Here is a 13160-nt window from a genome sequence, read left to right as displayed (position 1 = left end):
ACCCCGGGGAGGCCGGCCCCCGCCGCATCCCCGCGCGATTGCTGGACGTTGCCTTCCCGACACCTCCTGGCCCCTGGCGTGCAATCGCCTGCGTACCCCTCGCCTGGCGAAGGGACGCGGGCCTCTCTCACGCCCGTGTGTGCATGTGGAGGAACGCTTGTTCGCACGAAGGCATCACTTGGGGCTCGGAGGACTGGCCGTCCTTTGCGCCTTCAGCGCCCAGGCCCAGAGCAGCATCCCGGGCATCGAACTGGAGCGCCTGCAGCTCAACCCCGCCATGCGTGACAGCCTCGTGCTGTCCACCGGTGACCTGCTCCCCTCGGGCCAGTACCGCATCGGGTTGACGGCGCAATACGAGAACCGGCCTCTCGTCCTCGTGGAGGACGACGAGCGTCAGGCCGACATCATCTCCCACCGCGTGACGGCGTACGTGAGCGCGGCGTACTCCCTCACGAACTGGCTGGAACTGGGCGCCCAGGTGCCCATCGTCGCCCAGTGGGGTCCGGAGACCGCGTCGAATGGCGTGTCCCGCCCCACCACCAGCGCGCTCGGCACGCCGTGGGTCCAGGCCCGCGTGGGCTTCCTCTCCGAAAACCGGGGCGGACCGATGGACCTGGGGCTGCACCTGGGCGCGGCCCTGCCCCTGGGCAGCAAGGCCGCCCTCACCCGCGACGAGGGCTTCACCTTCTCCCCGCGCCTGGGCGCCGGCAAGCAGCTGGGCGGCACCTTCCGCGTGGGCGCGGACGTCGGCGCGCTCGTGCGCACGAAGACGTACGCGCTGACGCCGCAGACGCAGCCCTACCTCGATGAGATGGGCGTGGAGCTCAACGGCGGCGTCAACCTGTCCGCCAGCCTCTGGGGCCTGCGCGAAGAGGTCATCGTGCGCGGCACCATTCCCACGCAGGACTCGCCCAGCTCGCTGGAAGCGCTCCTGGGCCTGCGCGTCCCCACCGCGGACGGCACCGAGGTGTACGTCATGGGTGGCCCTGGCTTTGGCCAGACGCCCGGCACGCCGCGCTTCCGCGTGCTCGCCGGTGTGTCCTTCGGCACGCCGCCCGCGCCCAAGGGCCCCGTCTGTATCGCGGGCCAGCCCCACGTGGCCGCCGAGTGTCCCGACCTGGATGCGGACGGCGACGGCGTGAAGAACCGCGACGACCAGTGCCCGACGACGGCCGGCCTGGCGCAGCTCCAGGGCTGCCCGGACAAGGACGACGACCAGGACGGCATCCCCAACCTGGCGGACAAGTGCCCCACGCAGGCGGAGAACAAGAACGGCTTCGAGGACGAGGACGGCTGCCCGGACGACCCTGACTCCGACGGGGACGGCATCGTGGACTCCAAGGACCAGTGCCCCAAGGAGCCGGAGACGTTCAACCGCTACAAGGACCAGGACGGCTGCCCGGACGTGGAGCCCGACCGCGACGGTGACGGCATCGTGGACCGCCTGGACAACTGCCCCGACGAGCCCGGCACCGAGGCCAACGGCGGCTGCAAGGAGGCGCCTGTCGCGCGCATCGACTCCGGCAGCATCCGCATCATGGAGGCCGTGTTCTTCGAGAACAACAAGGCCGTCATCCAGAAGCGCAGCAACGCGGTGCTCGACAAGGTCGCGGCCATCCTCGTGTCCCATCCGGACATCGAGAAGGTGCGCGTGGAGGGCCACACCGACAACACCGGCAAGGCCTCCTACAACCTGGAGCTGTCCCAGCGGCGCGCCGAGGCGGTGGTGGACTACCTCGTGAGCAAGGGCGTGCAGCGCGAGCGGTTGGTGGCGCAGGGCTTCGGGCCCACGCAGCCCATCGCGGACAACGCGAAGGCGGACGGCCGCGCGAAGAACCGCCGCGTCGAATTCAAGATCGTCGGAGAGGCCGATGGCGTGCAGACGGCGCCCGCCTCCTCCTCTTCCCCTGACACCCTTCGGAAGTAAGGCAGACCGTTCATGCTCAAGACCCTGATGCATTCCCTCCGGGGAGATTCACCCCGCATGGCCCTGCGCACGGGCCTGCACATGCTGGCCCTGTGTTCGCTGTTCCTCCTCGCCGGCTGCGAAGCGCGCTCCTCCACTTCCGAGCCCGTGCTCACGAGCCAGTCTTCCGCGCTCGTGGGGGACGGCCGGCTCCAGCCCGGCGAGCAGTGTGACGATGGCAACACGGTGAGCGGGGACGGCTGTTCGTCCACCGGCACCGTGGAGGCGGGCTACCTGTGCCACGTGCCCGGCAGCGCGTGTTCGCTGGCCAGCCTGTGCGGCAACAACGTGGTGAACCCCGGCGAGCTGTGCGACGACGGCGACACCACCAGCGGCAGCAACGGCTGTTCGGCCACGTGTGATTTGTCGCTGTGTGGCAACGGCACGTTCGACAACCGGCAGTACCCGTCCTACGCGCAGGAGGTCTGCGACGACGGCAACCGCTTCGAGGGCGACGGCTGCAGCCGCCAGTGCGAGGTGGAGCCCGGCTTCGCCTGCGCGGGCAGCCCCAGCCGCTGCGTGAAGGCGGGCGTGGCGGTGTTCAACACCGGCGTGGACGCGCAGAACCGCCGCCTGCCCACGGGCGCGGTGGATCCGCACTGGTTCTACGCCGGCACCACCACCGGCGCGGCCACCGGCATCCGCGACGCGAACGACTGGCCGCTGGAGATGCAGACCGCGCGCTTCATGGCGGACCAGGGCGCGCAGACGTGCGTGTACCAGGACTTCCTCATCCCCTCGACGACCAACATCGCGCAGTTCCGCCTGCGCCTGGCTACCTTCAATGACAACGAGTTCGACGGCGCGAAGGTGAACGGCGTGGCCATCACGCCCGTCACCGTGAACAACCCGCCCGGCCAGCCCTGGCAGAAGAACATCTTCCGCGAGTTCGGCACCAGCGCGGCCTGGCACCCGGGCCTCAACCGCATCGAGCTGTGCAACGAGAACGACGGCAACGCGCCGAATGCCTTCCGCTACCTCTTCGTGGACGCCTACGACGACCGCTGCGGTGACGGCGCCGTCTCCCCGCGCGAGGAGTGCGACGACGGCAACACCGGCAACGGCGACGGCTGCAGCGCCACCTGCGGCATCGAGCCCGGCTATGGCTGCGCCGGTGCGCCCAGCACCTGCGCCAAGACGTGCGGCAACGGAAACCTGAACCCCGGCGAGCAGTGCGACGACGGCAACCTCACGTCTAACGACGGCTGCAACGCCAGCTGCCGCGTGGAGGACGGTTACGCCTGCCCCGCGCCGGGCCAGGCCTGCGTGGCTTCCTGCGGCAACGGCGTCATCAACGCGGGAGAGCAGTGCGATGACAGCAACGTGTTCAGCTCCGACGGCTGCTCGGCGGCGTGCCGCATCGAGACGGGCTACTCCTGCAATGGCGCCCCGTCCGTCTGCGCTCCGCTGTGCGGCAACGGCGTGCTCAACGCCGGTGAGCTGTGCGACGACGGCAACACGAACCTGAACGACGGCTGCTCCAACGCCTGCACCCTGGAGCTGGGCTACGCGTGCGCCACGCCGGGCCAGCCCTGCGCGAAGACGTGCGGCAACGGCAACATGGACCCGGGCGAGCAGTGCGACGACGGCAACCTGACCTCCGGTGACGGCTGCGCCACCGAGTGCCGGGTGGAGGGCGGCTATGCCTGCTCCACGCCGTCCAACGGCCCCTCCGTGTGCGTCCAGTCGTGCGGCAACGGCGCCCTGGATCCGAACGAGACCTGCGACGACGCGGACGAGGTGTCCGGCGACGGCTGCTCCAGTGGCTGCCGCGTGGAGACGGGCTACAGCTGCTCGGGTCAGCCCAGCGCCTGCACCACCCTCTGCGGCGACGGCATCCGCGCGGGCGCCGAGGCGTGCGACGACGGCAATACCACGGCGGGCGACGGCTGCAACGCGACCTGCGCCGTGGAGCCGGGCTACAGCTGCCCCGTCCCTGGCACCGCGTGCCTCAACACCTGCGGCAACGGCACGCTGGAGGCCGGTGAGCAGTGCGACGACGGCAACGCCGCCAGCGGCGACGGCTGCAACGCCACCTGCGCCGAGGAGCCGGGCTACAGCTGCAACGGCTCGCCCAGCGCCTGCGGCACCACGTGCGGCGACGGCGTCCGCGCGGGCACCGAGGTGTGCGACGACGGCAACCTGGTGGGCGGCGACACCTGCTCGCCGCGCTGCCTGCTGGAGGTGGGCCAGACGTGCACCGCGTCCAACGTCTGCGAGGCGTACTGCGACCCGGTCTCCCAGAAGTGCGTGGCGGAGGAGCCCGGGCCCGTGACGCCCGCCCCGGTCATCACCGGCCCCGCGGCGAACGCCACGGTGACCACCGGCACGCCTCCCATCTCCGGCACCGGTGAGCCCGGCGCGACGGTGACGGTGCGTGAAGGCACCACCGTGGTCTGCACGGCCACCGTCGACGCGAGCCGCAACTGGACCTGCACGCCCACGACGCCCCTGGTGGACGGCCCGCACACCGTGACGGCCACGGCCGAGACGCCTACGAGCAGCCCCAGCTTCCCATCCACCGCCGTCCCCTTCATCGTGGACACCGAGGTCCCGGCGCCGGTCATCACCGGCCCGGAGGCGAACACCACGGTGACCACCGGCACGCCCGCCATCACCGGCACCGGCGAGCCCGGCGCGACGGTGACGGTGCGCGAAGGCACCACCGTCCTCTGCACCGCCACCGTGGACGCGGCCGGAAAGTGGAGCTGCGTGCCCACCACGCCGCTGACGGACGGCCCGCACACCGTGACGGCCACGGCCAAGTCTCCCGCGGGCGTCACCAGCCCCCCGTCCACCGCGGTCCCCTTCGTCGTGGACAGCGTGGTCCTGGACAACCAGGCCCCGGACACCTCCATCGTGAAGGGCCCGGAGCCGACCACCTCCAGCCGCACGGCGGACTTCGAGTACGCCTCCACGGAAGAGGGCTCCACGTTTGAGTGCAGCCTCGACGGCGGAGCCTGGGGCCCGTGCCAGGACAGCTACACCGTCGGCAGCGGGGACCACGTCCTGCGCGTCCGCGCGGTGGACGGCAGCGGCAACACGGATGAGACCCCGGCGGAGTACACCTGGACGGTGGTGAGCACGCGCGCCTTCGCGGGCGGCGGGTGCAGCACCGCGCCGGATGCCTCCTGGCTGGCCCTGCTGGGCCTGATGGGAGTGCCGGGGCTGCGCCGTCGTCAGCGCCGCGCCGCTTGAGCCTCGCGGAGCCCGCCGGAGGGGCCGGCCTTCCCCCTTCCCGGGAGCGCCCCCTCGCTCCCCTTCTTGGCGCCCTTCCGGCGGCGCTCCCGCGTCCCCCGGCCTTCCCCGTATGCTTCGTCCGTGCCCGGGGCAGGTCATCAAGAGTCTTACGAGGAGGAGGTCCTTCTCGCGCTGGACGAGGGGCTGCTGTCCTCCGACGAGGCGGCCGCCCTGCGCGAGGAGGCCCTCCGCCTGCACCGCGGGCCCCTGGAGCTGTTGAAGGAACGGGGCCGGCTGACGGAGGACACCCTGGACCTCTTGCGGCAGGACCTGGCTCGCGGCTGCACGGACCGGGGTGAAGTCCCCATCCAGGAGGCCGCCACGCTGGGCACGGCGGTCCCGTCCTCGCTGGCCGTGGAGGGTGTGCCCTCCTTTCCGGTGCCCGGCTGGGACCGCTACGAGCCCGTGCGCTTCCTGGGGCAGGGCGGCATGGGGCAGGTGTTCCTGGCCTATGACCCGCTGCTGCGCCGCAACGTGGCCCTCAAGTTCGTGCGAGACGGGGACCCGGAGCTGGCCCGCCGCTTCCTGTCCGAGGCCCGCGCCCAGGCCCGCGTGCGCCACGAGCGCGTGTGCGAGGTCTACGAAGTGGGCGAGGTGCGCGGGCACGCCTTCATCGCCATGCGCTACGTGGAGGGCCCGTCGCTGGGGCAGCTCTCCAACTCGCTCACGCTGGAGCAGCGCGTCTGGGTGCTGTGTCAGGCCGCGGAGGGCGTGCACGCCGCGCACCGCGTGGGGCTGGTCCACCGCGACCTGAAGCCCGGCAACATCCTGGTGGAGCGCACGGAGGACGGAGGCTTCAACCCGTTCGTGATGGACTTCGGCCTGGCGCGGGACTGGCGCGAGGACAGCACCACCCCGAACGCGGTGCTGGGCACGCCGCACTACATGCCGCCCGAGCAGGCCCGCGGTGAGGGCCACCGCCTGGACCGCCGCGCGGACGTCTACGCGCTGGGCGCGACATTATATGCCCTGCTCACCGGGCAGCCTCCCTTCACCGGCGGCACGGAGAAGGAGGTGCTCGCGAAGCTCCAGGCGGAGCCACCTCCGCGTCCGCGCGCGCTGGAGCCGGACATCCCGGAGGACCTGGAGGCCGTCGTCCTCAAGTGCCTGGAGAAGGAGCGGCCGCTCCGCTACGACTCCGTGCGCTCCTTCACGGACGACCTGGAGCGCTTCCTCGCGGGCGAGCCGGTGCGGGCCCGTCATGGCGCGCGCTACTGGCTGGGCAAGAAGGTCCGCAAGCACCGCGCGGCGCTGGCGCTGGGCGGCACGGTGGTGGCGGTGGTGGCCGGCGCGCTCACGCAGGCGCAGCTCGCGCGCGGCGAGGTGTCTGAACGCGAGCGGCTGGCCCGCGCCTTCACCGAACGCGTGGAGCGCATCGAGTCCTCGGCGCGTTACTCCGCCCTGTCGCGCCTGCACGACACGCGCAAGGACCGTGAGGCATTGCGCGCGAGCATGGCCGCGCTGGAGCAGGAGATTTCCCGCGCGGGCGAGCAGGCGGTGGGCCCTGGCGAGTACGCGCTGGGCCGCGCCCTGTTCGTGCTGGACGACCTGGACGGCGCGCGCGCGAAGCAGGAGTCCGCGTGGGCGCACGGCTACCGCGAACCGCGCGTGGCGTGGGCGCTGGCGCAGACGCTGGGCCACCTGTACCGCGAGCAGCTGTTGCTGGACGTGGAGCGCCGCGCCCCCGCGCAGCGCGAGGCCCGGCTCAAGGAGCTGAACGGGCGCTACCGCGACCCGGCGCTCGTGTACCTGCGCCAGGCGGAAGGGCCGGATGTCCCCGCGCCGCCGTCGTTCGTGAAGGCCCTGTTCGCCTTCTACGAGGACCGGCCGGAGGACGCGCTGGCGCTGCTGGACGCGCCGGGCACGGAGTCGCCGTGGTTCTACGAGGCGCCGCTCTTGCGTGGCGACATCCTGCTCGCGCGGGCCACGCGGCGCTGGAGCGGCGGGGACCGCGCGGGTTCGCAGGCGGACCTGGCGCTGAGCCGCGAGGCATATACCGCCGCCGTCGCCACGGCGGAGAGTCAGCCCGTGGTGCACTCGGTGCTGGGGCGGCTGGAGCTGGCCGCGCTGGTGATGGAGCTGTACGGCGAGGGCAACGTGCTGCCGCACTACGAGCGAGGCCTGGAGGCGCTGTCGCACGCGCTCGCCGCGGCGCCGGACCATGCCCGCTCGCTGGTGCTGGTGTCGCGCTTCCACCGCCGGCTCGCGCAGCATCGCGCGAACCAGGGCGGCGAAGGCGTGGCTCCGCTGCTGGAGAAGTCCCTGGCCGCGCTGCGCACCGCGGAGGCCGTGGCCACGCCGAGCGACCGCATCCCGCTGGAGCGGGCCCTCACGCATCGCCAGTGGGCGCGCTACCAGCAGCAGCACGGGGAGGACCCGCGCGGACAGCTGAAGCTCGCGATTGCCTCCTTCGAACAGCTGCGCCCGGAGGACCGCGACTTCGCGTTCCACGACAACCTGGGCCTGACCTGGCAGGGACAGGCGGACGCGGAGGCCGCGCGCGGCGGAGATCCGCTGCCGCTGTTGGACAAGGCCATCGCCGGGTACCAGGCGGCGCTCCAGCTGAGCGAGCAGCAGCCGTTGACGTGGATCAACCTGGGCGTCGCGTACCGCAAGCGGGCGGGCGCCCAGGGTGCGCCGGATGCGATGGGCGACCTGCGCCGCGCGAACAGCGCGCTCACGCGGGCCCTGTCCCTCAACCCGGACAACTTCGTCGCGTGCTTCAACGGCGCGGAGGTGGCGGAGCAGCTCGCGCGCGCCCGCTACCTGAAGGGCGAGGACGTCAGCGTGGACCTGGAGCGCGCCCTGACGCTGTACCGGCAGGGGCTGGCGCTCAACGCGAAGCCTCCCGCGCTCCATAACGCGCTGGGCTCCGCGGTGTTCTGGCAGGCGGAGCTGCGAGCAGAGGAGGGCGGCGACACGAAGGCGCTGCTCGACGAAGCGAAGGCGTCGTTCGAGAAGGCCCGCACCCTGGCGCCCACGCAAGGCTTCGCCTTCAACAACCTGGGCGAGTGGGAGGTCTTCCGCGCGGAGCTCCAGCTCACGAAGGGCGAGGACCCGAGCGTCGCGCTGCGCGCCGCGGTGGAGGACTACACGGAGGCGCTGAAGCGGCTGCCGGACGACGCGGACCTGCTGGCGAATCTGGGCAAGGCCTGGGTGCGCCACGCGACGTGGACACTGTCACAGGCGCGAGACCCGGCGGCGGACCTGACGAAGGCGGAGACGGCGCTGAGCCGGGCGCGCGAGCAGAACCCGCGCCTGGGCAATGCCTGGCGCTATCTGGCGGAGGCCTCCGGCGTCCGGGCGCGTTGGATGGTGCAGGGCCACGGCGCGGCGGAGGGCGAGTTCACGCGCGCGGCGCAGGCCTTCGAGGAGGCGATGAAGCTCGACCCCAGGCTGGAGTACCGGCTCGCGGCGGCGGAGCTCCACGGCGCGTGGGCGCGGTGGCGCATCCGTGAAGGGCAGGACGCGGCGGCCGGGCTGACGCGGGGACTGGCGCTGGCCGACGCGGTGGTGACGGCCCGTCCCCGGTGGACCCATGCGCGCGAGGTGCGGGACGGGCTGCTGGCCCTCCGCACCGGAGCGCGTGTCCCGAGCCCGGAGAGCGTGGCCGACGTCCCTACGCCCTGAGGACGCTACCGGCGGACCCTGGGAGGGTTCACGGCCGCGACACGGGACAGGGCCCCGGACGCGTCAATGGCACGGTCCGGGGCTGACGTGTCCGTCGGTCAGACGGTCTCTGGCGGGTCGTTGTTCACGTCGATGCCGCCGTTCTTCCGGTCCAGATCGAGCGGCGGACCGACCTTGTCCGCGCTCGGGGGGCTCGACCCATCGTCGATGGTCGCGTCGAACTCGTAGACCCGCTTCGGCGCCGTCATGGAGACGGTCAGCGGGGAGGTCGCCAGCGCGTGGAGCCCTCCGAGCTCGTACGGGTACGGGGTCGTGGTGGAAACGGTGAGGCAGTTCCCGTGGGGGAACGTGATGGTGGCGGTGTAGGAGGCAGGGTAGCTGCCCATCGAGAAGACAACCGTGTCGCCGTGTTTCACTTCCGGGCCGGGGTTGTAGCTGATGGGAACCGTGGAGAGGTCGACTGTGATGGTGGCCATAGGTCCGCATAGCATTGCAGCCCCTGTACCAACATGCATGTCTTGAAGATGCGCCCGGATGTTTCACGGCCGCGCATTCCCGGACGCGTCAATGACACGTCCGGGGCCGGGAGCTGACGTGTCCGGCACCTACCGGAGCAGCTCCTTCGGCGGGTCGTTGTTCACGTCGATGCCGCCGTTCTTCCGGTCCCACTCGTGGCCCTTGCGGGCCAGGGACTCCTGCCCGCTGTTGAAGTCCACGTCGAAGGTATAGACCCCGCGCGCCGCCGTCAGGGCGACGGTCAGGGGCGCGGTCGCCATCGTGGGGCCCCCGAGCGTGTACGGGCCAGACGTGGTGAGGCAGGTGCCGTTGGGGAACGTGATGGTGGCGGTGGCACTGAGCGCATTGCCCAACGTGAAGACCACCGTGTCGCCGTGCTTCACATCGGGGCTGGGGTTGTAGGTAACAGGGGTCGTGGAGACGTCGATGGTGATGGTGTTGGTGGGCATGGTGCCCACCGCCATTGCAGACGCCATACCAGCTCAGCTCGCGTCCAATCCCAGCTCACGCACACGGCGATGGAGCGCGCGGCGGGAGACCTCCAGCTTCTGCACCATGCGGTCCAGGTCGCCCTCGCACTCGTGGAAGCAGCGGGTGATCTCCTCCGGGCTCAGGTCGCGCGCGGTCCGCAGGAGCGAGCTCTTGTCGATGAGCACGTACACGGACGAGCGCGGGATGCCCAGCCAGTCCGCCGTGGCCTTCAAGTCCCACGCGCAGGCGCGCAGGGCCTCCAGCACCTCCTGCTCGCTCACCTCCGACGGCTTGCGCCGCGCGGGTGCGCGCGTCTGCGAAGGCGGGGGCGTGTCCTCCGAGGCAGGGGAGGGCGCGTGCTCGCTCAGGGGGTGTCCGGGGATGGGCAGCGCGTCGGCGTCCAGCGACTGCTCCAGCCGCGCATCCACGCGCAGCCCCGGCAGGCCCCGGCTCCCAATCACGAGCTGCCGCGCGACGTTGCGAAGCTGGCGCACGTTGCCGGGCCACGCGGAGCGCACCAGCCGCGCGGCGAGCGACGCGGGCAGCCACGGCTCCGCGCGCGCGTCCGAGGAGCTCAGCCGCCCCGCCTCGCCCGTGGACTCCAGCTCCTGGCGCGCGAAGTGGAGGAACAGCGGCGCGATGTCCTCGCGGCGCTCGCGCAGCGGGGGCACGGTGATTTCGAAGCCCGCCAGCCGGTGCAGCAGCGGGGCCTTGAAGTGGCCGTCGTGGATGCGCGACTCCAGGTCCGCGTCCGTGGCGGTGACGAGCCGCACGTCCACGCGCACCGGCGTCTGCGCGCCCACGGGATAGACCTCCTGGGTCTCCAGCACGCGCAGGAGCGCCGCCTGGACCTCCGGAGGGGCCTCCGCCACTTCATCCAGGAAGAGCGTGCCGCCATGGGCTGCGCGGAAGAAGCCCTCCCGGTCGCGCGCGGCGCCGGTGAACGCACCCCGCACCGCGCCGAACAGCTCCGCGGCGATGAGGTCCTTCGCCAGGCCGCCCAGGTTGACGCTGACGAAGGGCCCCGCGTGGCGTGGGCTCCGCGCATGGAGCGCGCGCGCCACCAGCTCCTTGCCCGTGCCCGTCTCGCCCCGCACCAGAACGGGGACCAGGAGGTCGGCCACGCGCAGCACGTCCTCGCGCACGCGGACGATGCCCTCGCTGTCGCCCACCATGCCCAGCCCCGCCAGCTCCGTCTGGGCACCCGCGCCGCGCACGGTGGCCTGGTGCAGCAGCAGCGCCACGCGCCCGGCGAGCACCAGCGGTACGCCCGCCACCAGCGCCTCCGCGGGGAACTCCCGCCCGCCGCGCACCGGCTCGCTGCCCACCCACACCGGCGTCCCGCCCTCCGGCACCCGCAGCCGCACGCTCCCGTGCGTCCCCGCCTCGAAGCGCACCGGCGTCCGGCTGAGGAAGGGGTCCCCCAGGGGCAGCGCCAGCACCGCGCCCGGACGGCTGAAGTCCGGCGCGTTGCGGGACAGCGCCACCGCGCGCTCTCCGGACAGCAACCCGTCCAGCAGCAGCCGCTCCCCGATGCGCTGGGGCTGGGCATGGCCAATGAGCGTCAACGCCGGCATCACCTGGGCGGCCTGTGACGGCGTGCCCTGCGTGCGGACGGCGGTCGTGGAGAAATTCGTGGGGTTCTTGGGCGGCATGGACCTCCCAGGCAGCCTACAACGGGCTGGCTGCCCCGGGGCCTGGCAGGCGTCGTTCCTCTGCGCACGCCCCCTGGCGCCGACCGGGGGCCGTCCCCACGGCTGCTCGCAAGGTAGGCACGGGCGGTAGGGGCGGAAGCCACGCCCGCGTCCCATCCGATGAATAGGTTTGTGACGCGTGCCGTGTGGATCTTCGAGAGGGAGCGCGACCTTCATGACTCCATCGACCTCGAACATCACTGTCTTCGGCGCCGTCCTCTTCGACCTGGACGGCGTGGTCATCGACACGACCGAACTGCACTACCGCGTCTGGGATGAGTTCGCTCGCGAGCGGGGCTACGTGCCCACGCGCGAGCAGCTGCTCGCCACCAACGGCCTGCGGGCCGGGGAGACGCTGCGCGCGTGGTTCGGCGCGGAATTGGATGACGAGCAGGTGGCCGTGCTCACGGACGACCGGGAGCGGGCCTTCCACCGGCTGCTCGACCACGAGCCGGTGTCCCCCGTGCCCGGCGTGGGCGCCTACCTGATGTCCCTGAAGCAGGCGGGCGTGCCCTGGGCCCTGGGCACGAGCGCCCTGGCGGAGAACGCGGAGCGGGCCCTGGAGCGCGTGGGGCTGGAGCACCTGTTCCCCGTGCGGGTGACGTCCACGGACGTGACGCGGGGCAAGCCGGATCCAGAGGTGTACCTCAAGGCCTCCGCCGCGCTGGGCGTCCCGCCGCACGCCTGCGTGGTATTCGAGGACGCGGTGGCGGGGCTGAGGGCCGCGCGGGCCGCGGGCGCGGCGTGTGTCGCCGTCGCCACGTCGTTCCCGCGCGAGGTCCTGATGCGCGAGCGGCCGGACTGGCTGGTGAGGGACTTCCGGGACCTGCCGCAGGCGCTGCGTCCCGGAAGCCACGGCTTCACGGCGCCGACGGCACCTCACCCGTGAGCACGCAGATGAACGCGTCCGGGTCGCACTTCACGGGGAACAGCGGGTTGATGCCGGAGCCGCGCAGCCGTCCCGCGTCGTAGTCCGCGTACGGGTCGCACAGCGTGTCGTCCGGCAGCTTCGTCTTGCTGTTCTGGCACTTCACCACCGGCCAGATGCCCTTCACGGTGTACTCGGCGCTGCAGCCGTTCTCCGAGTACCCGAGGTCCGCGGTGAACTGCGTGCCCGGAATCTCCGGCGTGTTGTAGATGCGCAGGTTGCTCCACGCGTAGACGAAGTCCTGCTCGGGCAGCAGGCCGCCGTCAGGCGCCGCGGACGCGGGCACCTCCAGCCGCGTCTGGGTGAGCTCCGGCACCGAGCAGAAGTGGTCCGCCCCCGGCGTCGCGGAAGCGAAGGCGCCCACCGCGGTGGCGGAAGCCTTCGAGTCCTCCGTCAGCCGGGACGCGAAGTCCTCCATCAACTTGCCCAGCCGCGCGCTGCGCACGCCCACGGTGTCGGGCGCGGCCGGGTCCTGGCTGAAGAACTTCTGCAGCCCCAGCGGCTCGGGCTTGAGCTGCGCGCAGGCGGTGTCCGGGTTCTGCCCGGGCTTGAGCTGATACGACGCGGCGAACGAGCCGGTGGAGCCGTCCGACACGGCGCGAGCCACGACGCACTCGGGCTCCGGTTCACTGCCGCACGCACCCACGGCGACGGTCGCCGCCGCGAGCCCTGCACTCACTGCCATCCAACGAAGCTTCATCGCGGGAGTCCTCAT

General features: G+C 72.0%; 8 protein-coding genes. 4 read left to right on the top strand and 4 right to left on the bottom strand.

Annotation, left to right across the window (positions count from 1 at the left end; translation table 11 throughout):
- Nucleotides 1–178 precede the first annotated feature (178 nt).
- From D7Y21_RS21360 to D7Y21_RS21350, 3 genes are all read left to right on the top strand, one after another.
- Nucleotides 179–1927 (top strand): OmpA family protein, encoded by a 1749-nt coding sequence (locus tag D7Y21_RS21360; RefSeq protein ID WP_233612227.1) that lies wholly within the window; start codon nt 179–181, stop codon nt 1925–1927.
- Nucleotides 1928–1939: 12 nt separating this feature from the next.
- Nucleotides 1940–5164: a DUF4215 domain-containing protein gene (locus D7Y21_RS21355; protein WP_121715363.1), complete on the top strand. Its 3225-nt coding sequence runs from the start codon at nt 1940–1942 to the stop codon at nt 5162–5164.
- Nucleotides 5165–5287: 123 nt separating this feature from the next.
- Nucleotides 5288–8836, top strand: a complete 3549-nt coding sequence (locus D7Y21_RS21350; RefSeq protein ID WP_121715369.1) for a serine/threonine-protein kinase — start codon at nt 5288–5290, stop codon at nt 8834–8836.
- Nucleotides 8837–8934: 98 nt separating this feature from the next.
- Here D7Y21_RS21350 and D7Y21_RS21345 read toward each other — a convergent pair whose 3' ends face one another.
- The 3 genes from D7Y21_RS21345 to D7Y21_RS21335 all read right to left on the bottom strand — a co-directional run bounded on the left by D7Y21_RS21345 (nt 8935) and on the right by D7Y21_RS21335 (nt 11478).
- Nucleotides 8935–9312, bottom strand: coding sequence for a hypothetical protein (locus D7Y21_RS21345; protein WP_233591439.1), 378 nt, complete (start codon nt 9310–9312; stop codon nt 8935–8937).
- Nucleotides 9313–9441: 129 nt separating this feature from the next.
- Nucleotides 9442–9828 (bottom strand): hypothetical protein, encoded by a 387-nt coding sequence (locus tag D7Y21_RS21340; RefSeq protein ID WP_233591438.1) that lies wholly within the window; start codon nt 9826–9828, stop codon nt 9442–9444.
- A gap of 6 nt (nt 9829–9834) precedes the next feature.
- Entirely contained in the window at nt 9835–11478 is a 1644-nt protein-coding gene (locus D7Y21_RS21335) for a sigma 54-interacting transcriptional regulator (RefSeq protein WP_121715361.1), read from the bottom strand.
- 214 nt (nt 11479–11692) lie between these two features.
- Here D7Y21_RS21335 and D7Y21_RS21330 point away from each other — a divergent pair, with 214 nt between their 5' ends.
- Nucleotides 11693–12406, top strand: a complete 714-nt coding sequence (locus D7Y21_RS21330; protein ID WP_120562161.1) for an HAD family phosphatase — start codon at nt 11693–11695, stop codon at nt 12404–12406.
- On the opposite strand, the gene D7Y21_RS21325 is transcribed toward D7Y21_RS21330, so the two are convergent.
- On the bottom strand, nt 12378–13130 hold the full coding sequence (locus D7Y21_RS21325) for a hypothetical protein (protein WP_233591437.1): 753 nt from the start codon (nt 13128–13130) through the stop codon (nt 12378–12380). The genes D7Y21_RS21330 and D7Y21_RS21325 overlap by 29 nt on opposite strands.
- Between the last annotated feature and the right edge of the window lie 30 nt (nt 13131–13160).

The sequence above is a fragment of the Corallococcus sp. AB045 genome, assembly GCF_003668895.1.
In the GTDB taxonomy this organism is placed as follows: Bacteria; Myxococcota; Myxococcia; order Myxococcales; family Myxococcaceae; genus Corallococcus; species Corallococcus coralloides.
This window is presented reverse-complemented; position numbering and strand designations above follow the sequence as displayed.